General features: G+C 75.6%; 2 protein-coding genes and 1 pseudogene. All 3 read left to right on the top strand.

The genetic code is table 11. The annotated features are described in order from the left end of the window. Positions 1-91: 91 nt before the first annotated feature. A complete protein-coding gene (locus tag AC07C1_RS33855; protein WP_478945360.1) occupies positions 92-1,447 on the top strand; it encodes a serine hydrolase domain-containing protein in 1,356 nt (451 codons plus the stop codon). A 248-nt stretch (positions 1,448-1,695) separates the two neighbouring features. After that, a complete protein-coding gene (locus AC07C1_RS33850; RefSeq protein ID WP_478945359.1) occupies positions 1,696-20,904 on the top strand; it encodes a non-ribosomal peptide synthetase in 19,209 nt (6,402 codons plus the stop codon). Between the two features lie 13 nt (positions 20,905-20,917). Beyond that, a pseudogene (locus AC07C1_RS33845) lies at positions 20,918-21,189 on the top strand (hypothetical protein); the annotation flags it as partial.

The raw sequence follows: 21,189 nt of genomic DNA, 5'->3' as shown, positions 1-21,189 counted from the left end.
CGCGCACGCGCCCCGGTCGGCCCCCGCCGCTCGTTCCACGGGCCGGACCGCTCCCCGCACAGGAGACCCACTCATCGGGAGTCCTCTTCTCATGCCGTACACCGTCCCCACCGCTCCGGCCCGCTCCGAGGCACCCTCCCCGTCACTGCGCCAGAAGCTGCAGGACCGCCTCGACGCGCTCGCCCACCAGCACCGCGTGCCAGGCGCCCAACTGCTCCTGGACACCGGCACGGACCTCATCGCGCTGCACACCGGCACAGCCGACGTCACGACCGGCGCGCCGTTCACGGACGACACGGCCGTGCCCCTGGGCTCGCTCACCAAGCCCTACACGGCGGCCCTGGTGCTGCTCCTGGCCGACGACGGCGATCTGGACCTGGACGAGCCCGCCGCCGGTCAACTCCCGGAGCTGCGGGAGCTGCCCGAGGTGACGATCCGTCATCTCCTTAGCCACACCGCCGGGTTACCCACCGGACCCGACTCCGACACCGCCGCGGCGACCACCGGTTCCCGCTACCTCACGGCCGTCTGCACCGCCCGCGACCAGCTGTTCGCGCCGGGGACCGACTTCTCCTACTCCAATGCCGGCTACGTCGCCGCCGGACGGCTGGTGGAGGAGGTCACCGGCATGCCGTGGCACGAGGCGGTCCGCGCGCTGCTCCTCGAACCCCTCGGCACGGTGCCCGCGTTCCTGGGCGACAGCGCCGCCGACCGCCCCGTCGCCGCCGGTCACGCGGTCAACACCGCCACGGGCCGGACCCGTCCGGCCACCCAGAACCTGGCGCCGCTGGAGGCACCCGCCGGCGCGCTGCTGGCGAGCGCCCACGACCTCGGCGCGTTCGGCAGTGTCCTGGTCGGCCGCTCGGACGTCCTGCCGCCCGCCATCGCCAAGGAGATGCGCCACGCCGGGAGCGCCGCCCGGCCGGGTGCGCTGGCCGACGGCTGGGGACCCGGACTGGCGCTATACCGGCAGGACGACCGCGTGTGGTGCGGTCACGACGGCAACGCCCAGGGCACCTCCTGCCATCTGCGGGCCGATCCCGTGAGCGGCGCGGTGGTCGCCTTCACCGGCAACGCCGGCGGTGCCACCGCGCTCTGGCGCGACCTCGCCGACGACCTGGCCCGGCTCGCCGGCATACGGGTGCCCGCCGGACTCCGGCCGAGGGACCGGGGCCGTCGCGTCGCCCTGCCCGACTGCGTGGGCACCTACCGCAACGGGGACGTCGTATACCGGGTGGCGGCGGGGCCGGACGGCTCGCCGGCCCTTTCCGTGGACGGCGACCTGCCCCTTCCCCTGGTCTGTCACGACGATCTGTCGTGCGATCTGGTGGACCCGGCCACCGGCCGCCTGGAGCCCGGCGGACGCTTCCACCGTGACCCCCTCACCGGCCGGATCGACCGCGTGCAGATATCCGGACGCACGGCACGCCGCACCGACGACGGCTGAGCCGCCCGGTCCGGTCGCCGGCCCCGGTGGCCCGCTCGCCGCGCCGCCGGACGCCGGTGCCTCGCCCCGAGTTGCCGCCGCGGGGACCGCACTGCCCGCTGCCCGCCGGCGTCCGCTGCCCGGCACCGGCGCCAGGCCGCGGTACGGCCGCCCCGGGCCCCGCCGCACCGCTCACGAGGGCCGTACGCCTCCGCCTTCTCCCCCCCGTCTCGCGCCGTATCGTCCCGCTCTCCAGAAGGACTTCTCCCATGACGGACCTGCACGACAAGCCCGCCTCGGCCTCCTCTGCGGCGCTGTCCGGCCACTCAGCCGGGTCGCCGGAGAGCACCGTGGTCCCGGCGCGGCCGCAGCCGACGCTCGGCGAGCTGTTCACCGCGTGGGTGGCCCGTACCCCGGACGCGCCGGCGCTCACCGACGGCCGGCGCACCTGGACCTACCGGGAACTGGCCGAGCGCGCCGACCGGCTGGCCGGTCATCTGGTGCGCCGGGGGGCGGGACCGGACCGCGTGGTGGCACTGGTCCTGCCACGCTCGATGGAGCTGATCGCGGCGGAACTGGCCGTGGCCCGGGCGGGCGCCGCCTTCCTGCCCGTGGACCCCGCCTACCCCGCCGAGCGGCGGGCGCTGATGCTCGACGACGCCGGGCCGGCGGTGACCCTCGACGACCTGCGCCAGGCCCGCCACCTGATGGAGACCCCGGACACGCGGGACATCGGGGGCACCGAGGACGCCCGGGGCGCCGAGGGCACCGGCGACACCGCGATCACCGCCGACGTCGAAATCACCGCTGACGCCGAAATCACCGGCGACGCCGAAATCACCGGCGACGCCGAAATCACCGGCGACGCCGAAATCACCGGCGACGCCGAAATCACCGGCGACGCCGAAATCACCGGCGGTGGCGACACCGGAAACGCCCCGCAGGGTACCGTGGCAGCGCGTGCCGGCCACGCGGCCTACGTGATCTACACGTCCGGTTCCACCGGCACCCCCAAGGGTGTGACGGTGACCCACCGCGGCATCGGCGGTTTCACGGCGGCCGCCGCCGAACGGTACGCCGTCGGCCCCGGCGACCGCGTACTGCAGTTCTCCTCGCCCAGCTTCGACGCCTCCGTCCTGGAGCTGTTCATATCCGTCCTGGCCGGCGCGACGCTCGTGGTGCCGCCGGACGGACCGTGGCTGGGCGAGGAGCTAGCCACCGTCCTGGACGGCCACCGGATCACGCACGCCCTCATCCCGCCGGCCGCCCTGGCCACCCTCCCGGACCCGGCGCAGGGCACCGCCCGCCGGCTGCGCACGTTGATCGTGGGGGCCGAGGCCTGCCCGGCCGTGCTCGTCGACCGCTGGGCACCCGGCCGCCGCATGATCAACTCCTATGGCCCGACCGAGGCAACCATCGTCGCCACCTGGACCGGACCGCTCACCGCCGGCCACGGCAGACCGACGATCGGCGGCGCCCTGCCGCACACCCGGGTGTACGTCCTCGACGCCGCGATGCGTCCGGTACCGCCCGGCGCGGACGGTGAGTTGTTCGTGGGCGGTGACGCGGTCGCCCGCGGCTATCTGAACCGGCCGGGCCTGACCGCCACCCGCTTCGTCGCCGACCCCTTCGGGACGCCCGGCGACCGCCTCTACCGCACGGGGGACCGGGCCCGTTGGACCGCCGACGGGGAACTGGAGTTCCTCGGCCGGCTCGACCGGCAGGTGAAGATCCGCGGCTTCCGGATCGAACCCGGCGAGATCGAGGCGGCCCTGCGCCGGGCCGACGGCGTCGGCGAGGCCGTGGTCGTCGTCCGCGAGGACGAGCCGGGCAGACAGCGCCTCGTCGGCTACGTCACGCCCGCCGAGCCCCGGCACGTTCCCGACCCGGCGGCCCTGCGCGCGGCGGTGGCCGGCGCCCTGCCCGCCCACATGGTGCCGTCCGCCGTCGTGGTGCTGGACCGGCTGCCGCTCACCGCGCAGCACAAGATCGACCGGCGCGCCCTGCCCGCCCCCGACCGCGCCCCCGCGGCCGGTCATGTGCCGCCGAGCACCCCGCGGGAGCGAGCCGTGGCCGCGATCTGGGCGGACGTCCTGGGCGTCGAATCCGTCGGCGCGGCCGACGACTTCCTCGACCTGGGCGGTGACTCGATCCTCGCCGCCCGCACCCTGGCCCGGATCCGGGACGACCTGGGCGTCCGGCTGACGGTCCGGGACGTCTTCACCGCGCGCACGGTCGCCGCCCTGGCCCCGCTGCTCGGCGACCCGGCCGCCGCCGCGCCCCCCGAGCCGATCCCGCCCGCACCGCGCGAGGGCACCCTGCCGCTGTCCAGCGCGCAGCGCCGGCTGTGGTTCCTCGACGACCTCACCGCCGGCGGCACCGAATACAACACGGGTGTGTCCCTGCGCCTGAGAGGCACGCTGGACACGGACGCACTGCGCCGGTCCCTGCACCGCCTCGCCGCCCGCCACGACTCCCTGCGCACCACGTTCACCACGGTCGGCGGGGAGGGCGTCCAACGCGTCGCGGCCGAGCCCCGCCTGCCGCTGCGCACGGCCGACCTCGGCGACGTACCCGCGGCCCGCCGTGCCGAGGCCGCCGAACGGCTGCTCACCGACGAACTGAGCCACCCCTTCGACCTGGCGGCCGGCCCGCTCACCCGCGCCCTGCTCGTCCGGCTCGCCGCCGACGACCACCTGCTGCTCCTGGCGCAGCACCACATCGTGACCGACGGCTGGTCCGTGGGCGTCCTCACCCGCGAACTCACCACCCTCTACCAGGCGGAGGCCACCGGCGAACCGGACCGCCTGCCCGCCCCCAGCGTGCAGTACACCGACTTCGCCGTGTGGGAGCAGCGGCAGCGGGCCACCGGCACGGACGCGGAGGACCTCGCCTACTGGAGACGGCACCTGACGGGCATCCAGCACTTGGAACTGCCCACGGACCGGCCCCGGCCCGCCGTCCGCACCACCGCCGGCGCGGCTCACCGGCACCACCTCCCCGCGGACCTGGTGGCCCGGCTGCGGCACCTCGCCCAGGGACGGGGCACGACGGTGTTCACCCTGTTCGCGGGCGCCGGCGCGCTGCTGTTCTCCCGGTACTCGGGGCAGCGGGACGTGGCCTTCGGCACCGTCACCAACGGGCGGGGCCGCCGGGACCTGGAGGACGTGACCGGCTTCTTCGCCAACACCGTGGTCCTGCGCGGCGACGTGGACGAGAAGGCGACCGTGGACCGGTTCGTCGAGAGCATGCGCGCCACCGTGCTGGACGCCTTCGCCCACGACGGGCTGCCGTTCGACCGGGTGGTGGAGGAACTGGCGCCGCCCCGCGACCCCAGCCGTACCCCGCTGGTGCAGGCGCTCATCGTCCAGCAGACCACCACCGACCTGCCGTCGCGGGCCGGCGGGGTGAGCTTCGCCGACCATCCGCTGCCCCGCCCGGCCGCCCGCTTCGACCTGGTCCTGGAATTCGCGCCGGACGCGGACGGCGGCTGCACGCTCACCGTCGAGTTCAACACGGACCTGTTCGAGGCGTCGACCGCGGCCCGCATCTCCCGGCACCTGCACCACCTGCTGGAGGGCATGGCCGACGGCCCGAACCGGACGCTGGCCGAACTGCCCATGCTCACGGACGACGAACAGCGCACCCTGGTCGACAGCTGGAACCCGCCCGCGCGGCGCGCCCGCGACACGGCGAACACCACGCTGCCCGAACTGTTCGCGGCCCAGGTGGCCCGCACCCCCGACCGGACCGCCGTCAGCTGCGGCCCCCACCGGCTGGACTACGCCGAGACCGACCGGCGGGCCAACCGCCTGGCCCGGCTGCTCGTCGCCCGCGGCGCGGGCCCGGAGACGCTGGTCGCACTGTGCCTGCCGCGCTCCGCCGACCTGGTACCCGTGCTGTGGGCGGTACTGAAGGCGGGCGCGGGCTACCTTCCCGTCGACCCCGCCTACCCGGGCGACCGCGTCCGCTTCATGTTCGACGACGCCCGTCCCGCTCTCGTCCTCGCCACCCGGGAGACCGCGGCCGCCCTGCCCGAGGACTGCGACCCGCTGATCCTCGAGGACCACGCGGACCCCGGAACACCCGAGAGCGATCTGACCGACGACGACCGGATCCGCCCGCTCACCCCGGACCACCCGGCGTACGTCATCTACACCTCCGGATCGACCGGCCGCCCCAAGGGTGTCGTGGTCACCCACCGCGGCGTCGCCGCCCTGGCCGCCTGGGCCGGGAAACGGTTCGGCCCCGACCGGCTGGCGCACGTCATCGCGTCCACCTCCCTCAACTTCGACGTCTCGGTCTTCGAGCTGCTGTGCCCCCTGCTCACCGGTGGCAGCGTGGAAGTGGTCGCGGACCTGCCGGCCCTCGCCGACGCGCCGGGCGGCCCGCTGCGCGTCGGGCTCGTCAGCGGGGTGCCGTCCGTGATCTCCCGGATCGTCGCGGGGGGAACGGCCCCCGTGACGGCGGACACGGTCATCCTGGCCGGGGAGGCCCTGCCCGCGCAGACGCTGCGTGACCTGCGCGCCGCCATGCCCGGGTGCCAGACCGCCAACATCTACGGCCCCACCGAGGCCACCGTGTACGCCACCGCCTGGTTCGCCGGCGACCGGGTGCCGGACCAGGCCCCGCCCATCGGCAGCCCGGTGGCCCTCACCAGAGCCTATGTCCTCGACCGCGCCCTGCGCCCCCAGCCTCCGGGCGTCACCGGCGAGTTGTATCTCGGTGGCCCCGGCCTGGCCCGCGGCTACCTGCACCGCCCCGGCCTGACCGCCACCCGGTTCGTCGCCGACCCGTTCGGCGCTCCGGGCGAGCGCATGTACCGCACCGGAGATCTGGCGCGCCGGCGCGCGGACGGTGAACTGGAGTACGCCGGCCGGATCGACCAGCAGGTCAAGGTGCGCGGCTTCCGCATCGAACTGGGCGAGGTGGAAGAGGCGCTGCGCGGCTGCCCGGGGGTGGCGGAGGCGGCGGCCACCGCCACCGAGAGCGACGGTCACCGGCGCCTGATCGGCTACGTCGTCCCCGTCCCCGGTGAGCAGGTGGAGCCGGAGGCCGTGCGCCGGGCGCTCGGCCGTACGCTGCCCGACTACATGGTCCCCGCGGCCGTCGTGCCGCTGGCCGCCCTGCCGCTCAACCCCAACGGCAAGCTCGACCGCGGCCGGCTCCCCGACCCGGGCCCCGCCGTACGCGCCGTACGCCATGTCCCGCCCCGCACGCCCGCCGAACGCGTCCTCGCCGCCATCCTGGCGGACGTACTGCACGTGTCACGGGTCGGCGTCGACGACAACTTCTTCGAGCTCGGCGGCGACTCGATCCTGAGCATCCAGGTGGTGGCCCGGGCCCGGCAGGAGGGCCTGGTACTGACCTCCCGGGACGTCTACCAGCACCAGACCGTCGCCGCCCTCGCCCGGTGCGCGACCGCCGCCGGTACCCCCGCGGCGACGGTCCCCGCCCCCGAGGAGGCCACCGGACAGGCCCCCCTCACGCCCATCCAGCACTGGCTGTTCGACACCGCCGCCGAGCGAGCCGCCCACTACGCGCAGGCGCTGTCGGTCCGGGTGCCCGACGACCTGGACCCGGCGGCGCTGGAGGACGCGGTCAACGACCTGGTCGCCCACCACGACGCCCTGCGCTCCCGCTTCGTCGTCGCCGACGACGGTTCCGGCGCGGTCCGCTGGCACATCGACGAGCGGGCCGCCCGCGTCCCCTTGGCCCGGCACACCGGCCCGCACACCGACACGCCCCACTTCGGCCCGTTCGACCTGGCCCGGGGGCCGCTGCTGAGAGCCGTGCTGCACGACCCCGGCCCCGGCCGCCCCCGCCTGCTGCACCTCGCCGTGCACCACCTGGTCGTCGACGGGGTGTCCTGGCGGCTGCTCCTGGAGGACCTCGACCGCGCCTACCGGGCCCGGCGCGGCGGCGACGACGGCGCGGCGGCGCTGCCCGCCAGGTCCTCGGCGCTGCGGCACTGGGCGCGCCGGCTCACCGCCCACGTCGCCGACGGCGGTTTCGCCGACGAGACGGCGTACTGGAACGGGGCGCTCCCGGAGACGGAACCGGCCCTCCCGGCCGATCTGACCGGCGCCGACACCTACGCCTCGGCCCGCGCGGTCACCGTACGGCTGAGCCCCGAGGACACCGCCGTCCTGCTGCGCACCCTGCCCGACACCTACCGCACCCAGGCCAATGACGTGCTGCTCGCCGCCCTCGGACGGGCGCTGTGCGGCTGGAGCGGACGCGACCGGGTGCTGGTGGACCTCGAGGGACACGGCCGGGAGGAACTCTTCGCCGACCTCGACCTCAGCCGCACCGTCGGCTGGTTCACCACCCGGTGCCCCGTCGCCCTCGCCGTCCCCGACGACGCCGGCTGGGACACCGTACTGAAGCAGGTCAAGGAGCGGCTGCGGGCCGTACCCCGGCACGGGCTGGGCCACGACGCCCTGCGCTACCTGGCCGCACCGGGCGCGGCGCCGCGCACCCCGGTCGCGCACGTCAGCTTCAACTACCTGGGGCGGATGGGGTCGTCCGACGGACCGGACGGCCTGTACCGCGGCACGGCCCGGCCGCTGGAACTGGACGCCGACCCGCGGGCCCGGCGCCCGCACCCCCTGGAGGTCGTGGGACGGCTGGACGGTGACGCGCTGGAGTTCAGCTGGTTCTACTCCGACCAGCGGTACCGGCACGACACGGTCGCGGCGCTGGCCGGACGGTACGCCGACGCGCTGGCGGACCTCGCCCGGCACGCCGCCCGGCCGGGCGCGGCCGGGCGCACCCCCTCCGACTTCCCGCTGGCCCGGCTCGACCAGACCGCCGTGGACCGGATCGCGGGGGAGGACCCCGCGGCGGTGGAGGACGTCCTGCCGCTGACCCCGACCCAGGCCGGCATGCTCTTCCACGGCCTCTCGCAGGACGACCGCGGCGTCTACTTCCAGCAGCTGACGTTCGTCCTCGACGGCACCCCCGACGCGGAGGCCCTCGCCGCCGCCTGGCAGCGGGTGACGGACCGCACGGCGGTCCTGCGCGGCCGGGTCGTCTGGCAGGACGTACCCGAGCCGCTGTTCGTGGTCCAGCGCCACACCGCCGTGCCCGTCACCCACCTCGACTGGCGCGGCCTGACGGAGGAGCAGCGCGCCGGCCGGCTGGACGAACTGCTCGACCGGGACCGCGCGGCGGGCATCGACCTGGCACGGGCCCCGCTGCAGCGGCTCGTGCTCGCCCGGGTCTCCGACACCGCCGTGCGCGTGGTCTGGTCCTTCCACCACCTGGTCCTCGACGGCTGGAGCCTGTTCCAGGTGCTCTCGGACGTCTTCGCCGCCCACGGCGGGGCCGGCCCGGACGCCCTGCCGGACCGACGCCCCTACCGGGACTACGTGGCCTGGCTGCGCTCCCGCGACCGGGCCGAGGCCGAAGGGCACTGGCGCCGGCGCCTGGCCGGGCTGACCGAGGCCACGCCGCTGCCCTACGACCACGAACCGCGCGAGACCCACCGCGCCGAGTCCACCCAGGCGGTACGGGTCACGATGCCCGCGGCCACCACCCGTGCGCTGGAGGACCTCGCCCGGACCTGCGGAATCACCCTGAACACCCTGGTGCAGGGCGCCTGGGCGCTGCTGCTGGGCCGGCAGGCGGGCCGGGACGAAGTCGTCTTCGGCACCACCGTCTCCGGGCGGCCGCCCGAGCTGCCCGGCGCCGAGTCCATGACCGGGCTGTTCATCGCCACCCTGCCGACCCGGGTCACGGTCCCGTCCGACGGCACCCTGCGCGACTGGCTGCGGCTGCTGCAGCAGGACCAGAGCGAGGACCGGCGCTTCGACCAGGTGGCCCTCACCCGGATGCGGTCGTTCACCGGACTCCCGGAACGCGTCGGCCTGTTCGACAGCATCGTCGTCTTCGAGAACTACCCGGTGGACGACGGCCTGGCCGCCGCGCACGGGCTGCGCCTGAGTGACCTCGACGGCATCGAGACCACCAACTACCCGCTGAGCCTGGTCGCCTACCCGGGTGCCGAACTGGCCCTGCGGCTGGGCTACGACCCGGAGCTGTTCGACGCCGCCACCGTGCGGCGGCTGGCCGAGTACCTCACCGTCCTGCTGGAGGGCATGGTCACCGGGGCCGAACGGCCGCCCGCGCGGCTGCCGTTGCTGACGCCCGAGCGCCGCCGGCAGGTGCTGCACACCTGGAACGACACGGCGACCGGCCTGCCCCCGGCCACGGTCGCTGACCTCTTCGCCGCACAGGTCCGGCGTGCCCCCGGCGCCGTGGCGCTGGAAGCCGGCGACCTGCGCGTCACCTACGGCGAACTCGACCTGATGGCCGCGGGGCTGGCGGACCGCCTCGCCGCACTCGGGGTGCGGGCGGAACGCCCGGTGGGCGTGCTGATGGACCGTTCCGTGACGCTGATCGTCGCCCAGCTGGCGCTGGCGCGCACCGGCGGCGTCTACGTGCCGCTGGACGGCAGGGCACCGCGCGAGCGGCTGCGCCGGATGCTCGCCGAGGCCGGAGCCGCCCTGCTGCTCACCGACCCCGCCTGGGAGGAGACCGCCCACGACGTGCTCCCCGGCGACGGCGTCCTACGCCTGGACGACGACGACCTACGGCCCGGCGACGGCCGCCTGGGGCTGGGTGATGGCGCCCGGACGCACGGTGACGGCGGCCGGGGGCTCGATGACAGTGGCCTGCGGCACGCTGACGGCGGCCCTGGGCAGGGGGACGGTGGCCTGCTGCATGGCGACGGCGGCCCGGGGCACGGGGGCGGTGGCCTGCTGCACGGTGACGGTGGCCCTGGGCATGGGGACGGCGGCCGTGGGCTCGATGACGGCGGCCCGGGACATGGCGACGGTGGCCCTGGGCACGGGGGCGGTGGCCTGCTGCATGGAGATGGCGGCCGTGGGCTCGATGACGGTGGCCTGCTGCATGGCGACGGCGTCTTGCCGCACGGTGACGGCGTCTTGCCGCACGGGGACGGTGGCCTGCGGCAAGCCGACGGCGCGGAGCGGTGGTCCGGTGAAGGTGGCCCGTGGCCGGACGGCACGGTCGTTCCGGCGGGCGGCGGCTCCCAGGCTGCCTGGCCGGTGCACCCGGACAACGTCCAGTACCTGATGTTCACTTCCGGCTCCACCGGCGCCCCCAAGGGGGTGGCCGTACGCCAGCGGGACGTCGTCGCGCTCGCCCTCGACCGTGCCTTCACCGGCCACGACCGGGTCCTCGTACACTCCCCGCACGCCTTCGACGCCGCCACCTACGAGGTGTGGGTGCCGCTGCTGCGCGGCGGCACGGCGGTCCTGGCCCCGCCGGCCGACCTGGACGCCGCCGCGGTCCGCCACGCCGTCACGGAGCAGCGGGTGAGCTGCCTGTGGCTGACCGCCGGTCTGTTCCGCCTCCTCGCCCAGGAGGACCCCACCTGCCTGCGCGGGGCCCGCGAGGTGTGGACGGGCGGCGAGGCCGTGCCCGGCGCGGTCGTACGCCGCGTCCTGGACGCCTGCCCCGGCCTCACCGTCGTCGACGGCTACGGCCCCACCGAGACCACCACCTTCGCCACCCGGCGCGTCTTCCGCTCCGGCGACCCGCTGCCCGCCGTGCTGCCCATCGGACGGCCGCTGGACAACACCCGCGTGTACGTCCTCGACGCAGCCCTCCAGCCCCAACCACCCGGCATTCCGGGCGAGTTGTACATCGCCGGTGCCGGTGTGGCCCGGGGGTACGCGGGGCGGCCGGGAGCGAGTGCGGCCCGTTATGTCGCCGATCCGTTCGGACCGCCCGGCGGCCGGATGTACCGCACCGGCGACATCGTGCGCTGGAGCGCCGACGGTGAGCTGCACTTCGTGGGCCGCGCCGACGACCAGATCAAGATCCGCGGCTTCCGTGTCGAACCCGCCGAGATCGAGGCCCGGCTGACCGCCCACCCCGCCGTCGCCGAGGCGGTCGTGTCCCTGTACGAGGACACCGGGCGCAAACGCCTGGCGGCCCATCTCGTACCGGCCGACGGCGCCGCCGTGCCGTCCGGCACCGAGCTGCGCGCCCACCTGGCGGCCGACCTGCCCGACTACATGCTGCCCGCCGCCTTCGTCGCGGTGCCGGAGCTGCCGCTGACGGCCAACGGCAAGGTCGACCGGCGGCGGCTGCCCGCCCCCGACTGGTCGGCGGGCGGCGACCGTGCCCACCGCGCCCCGCGCACCGAGGCCGAACGCGTCCTCGCCGGGATCTGGGCCGAGCTGCTCGGCCTGGAACGCGTCGGCGTCGACGACAACTTCTTCATGCTGGGCGGCGACTCCATCCTCAGCATCCAGGTCGTCTCCCGCGCCCGGGCGGCGGGCCTCGCCCTCACCCCCCGCGATCTCTTCCGCCGTCCCACGGTGGCCGAGCTGGCCGCCGCCGGCGGCACCGCCGCGTCCGTCGTCGGCACCGAACCGGTCAGCGGTGAAGCCCCGCTCACCCCGATCCAGCACTGGTTCCTCGACCCCCGGCCGCCGCACGCCGGATTCTTCAACCAGTCCGTCGTCGTCGAGGCACCGGGCGCCGTCGACCCGGACGCCCTGCGCCGGGCCCTCACCGCCCTGTGGACCCAGCACGACGCCCTGCGTGCCCGGTTCGTCCCGGCGGACGACGGCACCTGGCACCAGTACGTCGCCGCCGCGGACGCCCCCGTACCCGAGCTGCTGGAGGTCCGCCACCTCGACGCCGCGTGCGCCGAGGAGACCGAGGCCCGCCTCACGGCGGCGGCGCACGCCGGGTTCCGCCTCGACGCGGGCCCCCTGCTCACCGCCCGTCTGTTCACCACCGACGGCCCCCGGCCCGCCCGGCTGCTGCTGGCCGTGCACCACCTGGTGGTCGACGGCGTCTCCTGGCGCATCATGCTGGAGGACCTGGAGACCGCCTACCGGCAGGCCGTGACGGGACAGCCGGTACGCCTGCCCGCCCGTACCACCTCCGTCCGGGAATGGGCCCGCCGGCTGCGCGCCCACACCGACGACGGCGGTTTCGCGGAGCAGGGCGCGTACTGGGAGGCCGCCGCCCGGCACTGCGCCGTGCCGCTGCCGGTGGACGGCGACGGCGGCAACACCACCGCCGACGTCCGCGAGGTCACGGTGCGGCTGGACCGGGAGCGCACCGGCCGCCTTCTGCGCACGGTCCCCGGCGTCTACCGCACCCGCATCGACGACGTGCTGCTCACCGCGCTGGGCCGGGTGCTCGCCGACTGGACCGGACGCGACACCGTCGCCGTCGCCCTGGAGGGGCACGGCCGCGAGGACCAGCTGTTCCAGGACGTCGACCTGTCCCGCACGGTCGGCTGGTTCACCTCTCTCTTCCCGGTCGCCCTCACGGTCCCGTCGGGGGACTGGGGGACCGCGCTGAAGTCCGTGAAGGAGCAGCTGAGGGCCGTACCGGACCGGGGCCTCGGCCACGGCGCCCTGCGTCACCTCGCCCGCGACGAACGGCTCGCGGCGGCCCCGGCGCCCGGCATCAGCTTCAACTACCTGGGCCGGTTCGACTGGTCCGCCGACGGCGGCACCCTGGTCGGCGCGGTACCCGGCGGACTGGGCGGCGCTGAGGCACCCGGCACCGAACGGGCACACCTGCTGGACGTCGTGGCCCGCGTCGAGGACGACCGGCTGGAGATCACCTGGTACCACAGCAGCGGACGGCACCGCGAGGACACCGTCACCGCCCTCGCCGAGGGCATGCTGCGGGCGCTCCAGGACATCGTCGCCCACTGCGCCCGACCGGGCGCGGGCGGCCGTACCCCGTCCGACTTCCCGCTGGCCCGGCTGGACCAGGCCGCGGTGGACCGCGTCGCCGGGAACGGACACGACGTCGCCGACATCCACCCGCTGACACCGATGCAGGCGGGCATGCTCTTCCACAGCCTGCTCGACCCCGGCGGCCGCACCTACGTCAACCAGGTGCAGCTGGTGCTGTCCGGCGTCACCGACCCGCACACCCTCGCCGCGGCATGGCAGCAGACCGTGGACGCCAACCCGGTCCTGCGGACCCGGCTGGTGTGGCAGGAGACCCCCGAACCGGTCCAGGTCGTACCGCACCGGGCCACCGTGCCCGTCATCCACCACGACTGGACCGGATGGCCCGCCGACCGTTGCGCACGCGCACTGGACCGGCTGATCGCCGAGGACCGGCAGGCCGGCCTCGACCTGGGGACGGCACCCCTGATGCGGCTGACGCTGATCCGGCTCGCGCCGGACCGCGTACGCCTGCTGTGGACCTTCCACCACGTCCTGCTCGACGGCTGGAGCGCGGCCCAGGTCTTCGACGAGGTCTGCGAGCGGTACGCGGCGCTGACCGCGGGACGCCGCCCGCGGGTGCCGGAGCGCCGGCCCTTCGGCGACTACCTCCGCTGGCTGGCCGGGCAGGACACCGGCCGGGCCGAACGGTTCTGGCGCGAGACCCTCGCCGGATTCGCCGCCCCGACCGGGCTGCCGAGGGACCGGCGGCCGGCCGAGGCCCACCACAGCTCCTCCTCCGGGTCGGTACGGATGACCCTCGACGCCGCCGTTTCGGGGCGGCTGCGAGAGACGGCCCAGCGGGCGGGCCTGACCCTCAACACCATCCTGCAGGGCGCGTGGGCGCTGCTGCTCTCCCGCTACGGCGGCGGTGACGACGTGGTGTTCGGCACCACCGTCTCCGGCCGGCCCGCCGAACTGCCGGGCGTGACCTCCATGGTCGGCCTGTTCATCAACACCCTGCCCACCCGGGCCCGCGTCGACGGCCGGCGCCCGCTGCTGGACTGGCTGCGCGAGCTGCAGGCCACCCAGTCGGAGGCCCGCCGCCACGACTTCGTCTCGCTGGCCCAGTTGCAGTCCTGGAGCGAGGTGCCCGGCGGCACCAGCCTGTTCGACTCCATCGTGGTCTTCGAGAACTACCCGTTCGACGAGGGCGCGCTGGCCCGGCACGGGCTGGCCATGGAGACGGAACGGGACCTGGAGCCCACCAACTACCCGCTGAGCGTGGTCGTCGCTCCCGGGGACACCCTGGCCGTCAGCCTCGACCACGATCCGGCCGTCTTCGACACGGCGACCGTGGAAGGGCTCGGGGAGAGCCTGCGCACGCTCCTGACGGAGATGGCCACCGACCCGGACCGCACCCTGGCCGACCTCCCGCTCCAGGGACCCCGTCAGGGACGTGCCCTCCTCGACCGGTTCGGCGGCGCGAAGGTCCGGGCGCCGCACGACACCCTGCCCGGGGCGTTCGCGAGGCAGGCCGCGCGCACCCCCGACGCCCTGGCCGTCCTGGCCGGCGAGGAGCGCCTCACCTACCGTGAACTCGACGAGCGGTCCAACCGGCTGGCCCGCCTGCTCCTCGCCGCCGGCGCGGGACCGGAGCGCTTCGTCGCGCTCGCCCTGCCCCGCACCGCCGACCTGATCGTGGCGCTCCTCGCGGTGCTCAAGAGCGGCGCCGCCTACCTGCCGGTGGATCCCGGGTACCCGGCCGAACGCGTCGCGTTCCTCTTCGAGGACGTACGGCCGGGCGCCGTGATCACCACCGCGGACACCGCCGGGCGGCTGCCCGCGGGCCCGTTCACCCGGATCCTGCTGGACGACCCGCGCCGTGCCACCGCCTCGGGCGCCCCGATCGGTGACGACGAGCGGCACGGCACCCTGCTGCCGGAGCATCCCGCCTACGTCATCCACACCTCCGGCTCCACCGGCCGCCCCAAGGGCGTCGTCGTCGGTCACGCGTCGGTGCTGGCCCTGACCGACTGGGCCGCGGCCGAGTTCACCGGCCGCGGACTGGAGCACGTGGTGGCCTCCACCTCGCTCAACTTCGACGTGTCCGTCTTCGAGATCTTCTCGCCGCTGCTGTCCGGCGGCCGCGTGGAGGTGGTCCGCGACCTGCTGGCCCTGGCCGAGCGCCCCGGGCCCTGGCGGGCCGGACTGCTCAGCGCGGTTCCCTCCGCCCTGGACCGGGTCCTGGCGGAGGACGCCGTGCACGTCACCGCGGACACGGTGGTACTGGCGGGCGAGGGGCTGCCCGCCCGCACCGTCCGCCAGGTGCGCGCGGCGATCCCCGGCTGCCAGGTGCGCAACATCTACGGCCCCACCGAGGCCACCGTCTACGCCACCGCCTTCACCTGCGACCCCGCCGACCCCGACCGTGACCCGCCGATCGGCCGGCCGGCCGGCGGCGCCCGGGCCTACGTCCTGGACGACCGGATGCGCCCGGTGCCCGTCGGCGCGCCCGGCGAGCTGTTCCTCGCCGGCACCGGCGTGGCCCGCGGCTATCTGCGCCGGCCCGGACTGACCGCGTCCCGATTCCTGCCCGACCCCTTCGGGCCGCCCGGCGGCCGTATGTACCGCACCGGTGACCTGGTGCGCTGGACGGCCGACGGCGACCTGCTCTACCTCGGCCGCGGCGACGACCAGGTGAAGGTCCGCGGCTTCCGCATCGAACTCGGCGAGGTGGAGGCCGCGCTGGCCCGGCACCCGGCCGTGGCGGCGGCAGCGGCCCGGGTGGTGGAGCACGACGGCCACCGCCGGCTCGTCGGGTACGCGGTACCCCGCGCGGCCGCCCTGCCGGACCCGGCCGAACTGCGCGCCTTCCTCGCCCGAAGCGTCCCCGACCACCTGGTCCCCGCCCTGGTCGTGCCGTTGGAGCGGCTGCCGCTCGGCGCCACCGGCAAGCTGGACCGGCGGGCGCTGCCCGAGCCCGTCTGGGCGGTCCCGGCGTCCGCCGGCAGCCGTCCGCCGAGCACTCCGGCGGAGCAGACACTCGCGGCGATCTGGTCCGAGGTGCTCGGCGTGCCCCAAGTCGGCGCGGACGACAACTACTTCACCCTCGGCGGCGACTCCGTCCTGGGCATCCAGATCGTCTCCGCCGCCCGCCGCGCCGGTCTCGCCATCACCCCCCGGCACCTGTTCACCCACCAGACCCTCGCCGAACTCGCCGCCGCGGCCGAGGAGTCGCCCGTCCCCGCGGCCGCCATCGTCGCCGAACAGGGGCCGGTGGCCGGTGACGTCCCCCTCACCCCCGTACAGCACTGGCTGCTCCACACCCTCACCGGCGACCCGGCCCACTTCAGCCAGGCGGTCTCCTACCAGCTGGCGGCGGACACCGACGAGGCACTGCTGCGGGCCGCCCTGGCCGTCGTCCTGGAACACCACGACGCGCTGCGCCTGCGCTTCGAACCGGCCGGGGACGGGCGGTGGCGGCAGTACGGCACCGCACCCGGCGACGTCCCGCACCTGGAGGTCCACCACACCGCCCGGCCGCACGAGGTGGCCGACGCCCTCGCCGCAGGCTTCGACCTGGTCACCGGGCCGCTGCTGCGGGCCGCGCTGTGCCACCCCGGCGACGGCGGCCGGCCGGTGCTGGTGCTCGCCGCGCACCACCTGGTCGTGGACGCGGTGTCCTGGCGGCTGGTCCTGGATGACCTGGACACCGCCTACCGGGCCCTGCGGGACGGGAACCGGCCGGACCTCGGCCCCAAGAGCACCTCCTTCCGGGCCTGGGCCCAGCGGCTCGCCGCCCACACCGCGGCCGGCGGCTTCGACGGTGAACGCGCCCACTGGCAGGGCCTCGGCACCGATGTCTCCCTGCCCACCGACCACGCCGGCGGGGCCGGCACCGCCGCCGTCGAGGAGAGCGTGACGGCCGGCCTCGACGCCGAGGACACCCGCCGACTGCTCCAGGACGTCCCGGACGCCTACCGCACCCGCGTCAACGACGTGCTGCTGTGCGCGCTCGGCCGGGTCCTGGCCCGCTGGACCGGCCGGGACCGGGTGGCGGTGACCCTGGAGGGCCACGGCCGCGAGGAACTGTTCGACGGCGTCGACCTCGCCCGCACCGTCGGCTGGTTCACCACCCTGTACCCGGTCGCGCTGGACGTGCCCCGGGACGCGGACACCGGCACCGTCCTGAAGGCCGTCAAGGAGAACCTGCGCGCCGTACCACGCGGCGGGCTGGGCTACGGCGCGCTGCGCTTCCTGCACCCCACCGACCACCCCGACCTGCCGGCCCTGCCGCAGATCTGCTTCAACTACCTGGGCCGGCAGGACGGCAACACCCCGCCCGGCGGCCTGCTGCACGCGCCCCACGGCGGCCTCACCGGCGGCATGGACCGCTCGGCCGACCGGCCGCACCCGCTCGACGTGCTCGGGCACGTGACCGGCGGAGAACTGCGCTTCACCTGGTCCTACTCCCGCGAGACGCACCGGCAGGAGACCATCGCCCGGCTCGCGGCCGAACTGACCGACGAGCTGCGCGCGATCATCCGGCACTGCGCCGAGCCCGGCGCCGGCGGCCGGACCCCGTCCGACTTCCCGCTGGCCCCCCTGGACCAGGCGGCCGTCGACCGGCTCGCCGGCACCGGCGCGGACGTGGTGGACGTGTACCCGCTCACGCCCACCCAGACCGGCATGGTCGTCCACGGCCTGGACGACGCCGCCCACGGTCTGTACGTCGAGCAGATCACCTTCGTCGTGGACGGCGCCGGCGACATCCGCTCGCAGGCCGCCGCCTGGCAGCACGTCGTCGACCGCACCCCCGTCCTGCGCACCTCCGTGGCCCTGCACGACGTACCCGTGCCGCTGCAACTCGTGCACCGGAACGCGGCGTTGCCGGTCACCGAGCACGACTGGAGCGAACTGCCCGCCGACCGGCGCGCGACGGAACTGGAGCGGCTGCTCGCCGGGGAGCGGGCCCGGGGCATCGACCTGGACCGCGCCCCGCTGACGCGGCTCGCCCTGGTCCGCCTCGGGCCCGACGCCGTACGCGTGGTGTGGACCTTCCACCACGTCCTGCTCGACGGATGGAGCGTCTTCCACGTCCTGTCCGACGTCATGGCCGCGCATGCCGCGCTCGCCCGCGGCGAGCGGCCGCGGCTGCCCGAGCGCAGGCCGTTCGCGGACTACGCGGCCTGGCTCGCCGCCCGGGACACCGGCCGGGCGGAGCAGCACTGGCGCGGTGTCCTGGCCGACCTGACCGCCCCGACCCCGCTGCCCTACGACCGCAGGCCCGCCCCGGGCAGCACGGCCCGCTCCGGCACCTGGCTGTCCCAGCGGCTCGACGCCGACGCGACGCGAGGACTCCAGGAGTTCGCCCGCCGCCACCGGCTCACCCTGAACACCGTGGTGCAGGGCGCCTGGGCCCTGCTGCTGGCGCGCTGGAGCGGGGAGCACGAGGTGTGCTTCGGCACCACCGTCTCCGGCCGCCCCGCCGATCTGCCCGGCGCCGACACGATCACCGGACTCTTCATCACCACCCTGCCCGCCCGCGTCGGCGTCGACGGCGCCGCCCCCTGCGGCAGCTGGCTGCGGCAGTTGCAGGACGCGCGGGCCGAGGACCGCCGCTTCGACCACCTGCCCCTGAACCGACTGCACGGCCTCAGCGGGGTGCCTGCGGGCACCGCCCTGTTCGACAGCCTGGTGGTGTTCGAGAACTACCCGGTCGGTGACGCCACGGCCGGCGCGCACGGCCTCACGGTCCGCGAGCTGGACGCCCGGGAGGCCACCAACTACCCCCTCACCGTGGTCGTCTCACCCGGGGACCGGCTCGCCGTCGAACTCGGCTACGACCCCCGGTACTTCGACGCGGCCACCGCCGGCTCCCTGGCCCGGCACCTGCTGCACACCCTGCACGCGCTGGCCGCCTCTGACGGCACGGCTCGCCTGGACGACCTCGACGTCCTGCCGCCCGCCGACCGGGCCCGGTTGCTGCGCGGACCGGTCCGCCCGGATCTCGGCCCGGTGTCCCCGGCCACCCTGCCCGCCCTCGTCGAGGCGGCCGTGGACCGGTGGCCCACCGCACCGGCGCTCGGGGCCCCGGACCGGCTGCTGTCCTTCGCGGAGGCGGAGGAGCGGGCCAACCGCCTCGCGCACCGGCTCATCGCCCGGGGCGCGGGACCCGGCACCCTCGTCGCGCTGGTCCTGCCGCGCTCCGCGGACATGGTGCTGGCCCAACTGGCGGTGGCGAAGACCGGTGCGGCCTTCCTGCCGGTCGACCCCGGCTACCCGGAGGAGCGGATCGCGCTGATGCTGCGCGATGCCGCGCCCGCCCTCACCCTCGACGCCAAGGAGATCGGGGACCTGCTCACCGCACCTCCGGACGACGTCCCCGGGCACCGGCTCAGCGACGCCGACCGCAGCCGCCCGCTCGACCCGGACGATCCGGCCTACGTCATCTACACCTCCGGATCCACCGGCACCCCCAAGGGCGTCGTCGTCACCCACCGCGGGCTCGCCGCGTTCTCCGCCGCCGAGGCCGCCCACTACCAAGTGGCCCCGGGCGACCGGGTGCTGGCCTTCGCCACACCCAGCTTCGACGCGTCCGTACTGGAGCTGTGCGCGTCCCTGCCGCACGGTGCCCGCCTGGTGGTGCCCGCGCCCGGCCCGCTGCTCGGCGCCGAACTGGCCGGCGTGCTGCGCGCCGAGCGCATCACCCACACCCTGCTGCCGCCGGCCGCGCTCGCCACCCTGCCGGCCGACACGCCCGGCACCCTGCCGGACCTGAAGACGCTCATCGTGGGCGCCGACGCGTGCGGTGCCGAACTCGTCGCCCGCTGGGCCCCGCACCACCGCATGGTCAACTCCTACGGCCCCACCGAGGCGACCGTCGTCGCCACCTGGTCCGCGCCCCTGGAACCGGACGGCACCGCACCGCCCATCGGCCGCCCGCTGCCCGCCACCGGCGCCTATGTCCTCGACGCCCGGCGGCGGCCGGTCCCCGACGGCGTCCCCGGCGAACTGTGGCTGAGCGGACCCGCCCTGGCCCGCGGCTACCTGGGCCGCCCCGGCCTGACAGCGGCCCGCTTCACCGCCGACCCGTTCGGACCGCCCGGCACCCGCATGTACCGCACAGGCGACCTGGTACGCCGCGACGCCCACGGCGAACTGCACTACCTGGGCCGCACCGACCACCAGCTCAAGCTGCGCGGCCACCGCATCGAGGCGGGCGAGATCGAGGCCATGCTGGTGCGTCACCCGGCCGTGCTGGACGCCGTGGTGACCGTGCGCGAGGACGAACCGGGCCTGCCGCGCCTGGTCGCCCACCTGCTCACGGCCCCCGGCGCCGAGCCGCCCACCGGCGCCGAGCTGCGCGCGTCGGCCGCCCGCTCGCTGCCGGGTTACATGGTGCCCTCGGCGTTCGTGGTGCTCGACCGCTTCCCGCTCACCGAGAACGGCAAGACCGACCGGGCCGCCCTGCCCGCGCCGGAACCGGCCGTCGAGCAGGCACGGGCCGAGTACGTGGCACCGCGCACGCCCACCGAGGAGGCCCTGGCGGCCATCTGGGAGGAGACCCTCCAGACGGCCGTGGGCGCCGAGGACGACTACCTCCTGCTGGGCGGCGACTCCATGCGCGCCCTGCTCATCGCCTCCCGCGCCAACGACGCGTTCGGCGTCACGCTCACGCCCCGCGACGTCCTGGTCTCCCGCACCGTCGCCGCCCTGGCGGAACTGGTGGAGGAACAGGTCCTGAGCGAACTCGAAGACGCCGCGTACGGCGGCCACGACCACGACGAACGGTGAGGAACCCACGGCCATGACGTCTTCGAACCCCAAGAACTCCTCGGATTCCAACCCCGCGAACTCCCCCGACGCGAACACCGCGGACTCGAGCCCCGCGAACCTGCCCGGCGTGAACCCGGCGGACACCGCGGACTCGAGCCCCGCGAACCTGCCCGGCGTGAACCCGGCGGACACTGCGGACTCGAGCCCCGCGAACCTGCCCGCCGCAAGCCCAGCGGGCATCCCCGGCTCCGGGACCACGGAGCTTTCCGGCCCGCCCCCCGCGGAGCGCCCCGGCTCGACCCG

Source organism: Streptomyces sp. NPDC045022, from assembly GCF_056432605.1.
The sequence above is the reverse complement of the archived record's forward strand: the minus strand, read 5'-3'. Positions and strand labels throughout refer to the sequence as shown.